Annotated in this window: 2 protein-coding genes; both read left to right on the top strand. The window is 76.9% G+C overall.

Going from position 1 to position 3081, the window contains the following annotated elements; translation table 11 throughout:
• A partial coding sequence (locus tag ABEB16_RS03555) for a PIG-L family deacetylase (protein ID WP_486335975.1) occupies positions 1–509 on the top strand: 509 nt, incomplete at its 5' end.
• A 289-nt stretch (positions 510–798) separates the two neighbouring features.
• Positions 799–3081, top strand: a 2283-nt coding sequence (locus ABEB16_RS03550) for an SGNH/GDSL hydrolase family protein (protein ID WP_345710893.1), incomplete at its 3' end; no start/stop codon positions are given.

The raw sequence follows: 3081 nt of genomic DNA, 5'->3' as shown, positions 1-3081 counted from the left end.
TGCCGGTGGAGCGGGTGGCGCGGCAGCTGGCGGACGTGCTGGAGCAGGAGGGCGCGGACGTGCTCACCAGCTACGACGCCGCGGGCGGCTACGGGCACCCCGACCACGTCCACGTCCACCGCTGCGGTGCGCGGGCCGCGCAGCTGGCCGGCACCCCCGTCCTGCTGGAGGCCACCGTCGACCGGGCCCTGGTGCGCCGCGGCCTGCGCCTGGCCCGGCTGGTCCCCGGCCTGGTGAGCGACGTGGCCTCGCAGCGGCTGGACGCGGCGTTCACCGCCCGGGGGGACATCACCCACCGCGTCGACGTGCGCGGGCACCTCGACGCCAAGCGCGCCGCCCTGCGCGCGCACGCCAGCCAGGCCGGGGCGGACACGGGGACGCGGGGCATCGAGCTGCTGCTGCGGCTGCCGCGGCCGCTGTTCGCGGCGGTGTGCGGGCGGGAGTGGTTCCGCGAGCGGGGCCGGGCGGGCGGCACGGCGCTGGACGACGTGTTCGCCTCGCTGCGCTGAGGGCGGTGCTCGCTGCGCTGAGGGCGGTGCTCGCTGCGCTGAGGGCGGTGCTCGCTGCGCTGGGGGCGGTGTTCGCTGCGCTGGGGGCGGTGTTCGCTGCGCTGGGGGCGGTGCTCGCGGGCGGCGCCGTGCGATGACACGGGGCGAGGACGCCGGCACGGCGGGAGGACGAGGTGTTGACACCCCGTGACCGCGGACACGATACTCCCGAAACGTTTCACGGAAACCGCTCTCCCGTATAGTCGACCGCTCGCGCTCCTCCCGTCATCGTCGATCGGAGTCGCCGTCCATGGCACGGTCCCACCACCTCGTGCGCCCCGCGCTCGCCCTGCCCGCCCTCGCCCTGGCGGCGAGCGGGCTGGCGGCGCCATCGGCCGCCGGGGCGCAGCCCGCCACCGCCCCGTCCAGCACCGCCCCGTCCGCCACGGCCCCGGCCACGACCCCCGGGGCGAGCGAGGTCCTGCGGCTGGACGCCGGGCCCGGCGCGCTGGCCGAGGGCTACCGGCGCCTCGACGCGGCCACGGCCCACTCCCCGGCCACCGGGCTCGGCTGGGCGGACCCCTCGAAGGTGACGGGCGTCGACCGGGGCACCGCCGACCCCCTGCGCTCGGACTTCACCCGGGTCGCCGGCACCGAGCTGCGGCTCGACCTGCCGAACGCCGACTACCGGGTGGGCCTCGTCGCCGGGGACGCCACCGGGGCCACGGACGTGCGCGTCGTCGCCGAGACCATCGAGAAGGTCCCCGCCACCCGGCGGGCCGCGGGGCAGTTCCTGGAGACGTCCTTCGACATCGCCCTCGTGGACGGGCAGCTCACCCTGGAGTTCGGCGGCACCGCCGCGAACCTCGCTGCCGTCGTCGTGACCCGGCTGCCCGCCCGCGAGCGCGGCGAGGAGCTCACCGCGTACCTGGCGAGCGACTCCACCGTGATGACCTACGGGGAGTCCACCGCCCCGCAGGCCGGCTGGGGCCAGGCGCTGCCGCGCTACCTCAGCGAGGACGTCCGGGTGGACAACCGCGCGATCGGCGGGCGCAGCTCCCGCTCCTTCATCGCCGAGGGCCGCCTCGACGAGATCCTCCTCGCCATCCGGCCCGGCGACCACCTGCTGGTGCAGTTCGCGCACAACGACTCCACCCCGCAGCGGCCGGCCCGGTACGCCACCCCGGAGCAGTTCGAGGAGTTCCTGCGCACCTACGTCGAGGGCGCCCGCCAGCGCGGCGCCGTCCCCGTCCTGGTCACGCCGATGGGCCGGCGGGTGTACGAGCCGACGACGGGGAAGTTCGAGCCGAGCTTCCCCGAGTACGTCGCGAAGATGCAGGAGCTGGCCGCCGAGCTCGACGTGCCGCTGGTGGACCTCAGCGCCCGCAGCGTCGCCTGGTACGACGAGATCGGCCCCGAGGGGACCCTCTCGGCGTTCCTCTACGTCCCGCCGGGGGTGTATCCCGCCCACCCGCAGGGCCTGGAGGACCAGACGCACTTCCAGGGGTACGGCGCCACGCAGCTCGCCCGCATGGTCGGCGAGGGCCTCGCCGAGCTGGACGTCCCCCTGGCCCGCGAGGTCCGCACGCCCCCGCCGCCCGCCGCCGTGCCCGCCGCGCCGCGGGACGTGCGCGTCGGCGGCGTCTCGGCGGGCGGGGCGGTCCTGCAGTGGGAGGCCTCGGCCGGTGCGGACCTGTACCGCGTCTACCGCAGGGAGTCCGGGCAGCGGTCCGGCGCGTTCCGCCTGGTGAGCACCACCACGGTGCCCGTCGTCCACCTCGGCGGGATGCGCGAGGCGACGCGCTACGACGTGCGCGTGGTCGCGGCCAACGACCGCGGCGAGTCCCGGGCTGCCACCGTCCACCTGAGCACCCCCGCGGCGCTGCACCGCTTCGACCTCGGCCCGGCCGGCGCGACGGTCCCCGCCGGCTGGACGGGGATCGACCCCGGCACGGCGTACACCGCTGAGCGCGGGTTCGGCCTGACCCCCGGCAGCGCCCCCACCGCCGGGGACCGCCCCGAGGTGGGCGACCCGGTGCAGCGGGACTTCCTCGCCTCCCCCGGCGCCGCGTACGGGTTCAGCGTCGACGTGCCGGACGGGGTGTACGCCGTGCGCACCTGGCACGGGGACTTCACCGAGGTCTCCCGCACGAGCGTGACGGTGGAGGGCGTCGCCCGCGGTACCTCCGTCGCCCAGAAGCGCACCGTCAACGAGAAGATCGTCAACGACGTGCGCGTCACCGACGGCAGGCTCGACCTCTCCTTCGCCGGGGACAGCGCGCACGTCAACGGCGTGGAGATCACCGCGGTGCTGCCCACCCCGGCCGCGCCGGAGCTGCGCACGGTGCGCTGGCGCGGGGACACCGCCACCGCGTCGCTGCAGTGGCTGCCGGTGCCGGGGGCCGTGGCGTACCAGGTGCACCGCACCACCGCCGGCGGCGCCCCCGAGCTCGTGGCGCAGACGCGCGGCACCCGCTCCGCCGACGAGGGGCTGCGCCCCGGCAGCCACGCGTACACGGTGACGGCGGTGGACGGCCGCGGGGTGACCTCGCTGGTGTCCGCGCCGCTCGACGTCGTGGTCGCCGCCCCCGCC

The organism is Kineococcus glutinatus, from assembly GCF_039542765.1.
Lineage (GTDB): Bacteria > Actinomycetota > Actinomycetes > Actinomycetales > Kineococcaceae > Kineococcus_A > Kineococcus_A glutinatus.
The sequence above is the reverse complement of the archived record's forward strand: the minus strand, read 5'-3'. Positions and strand labels throughout refer to the sequence as shown.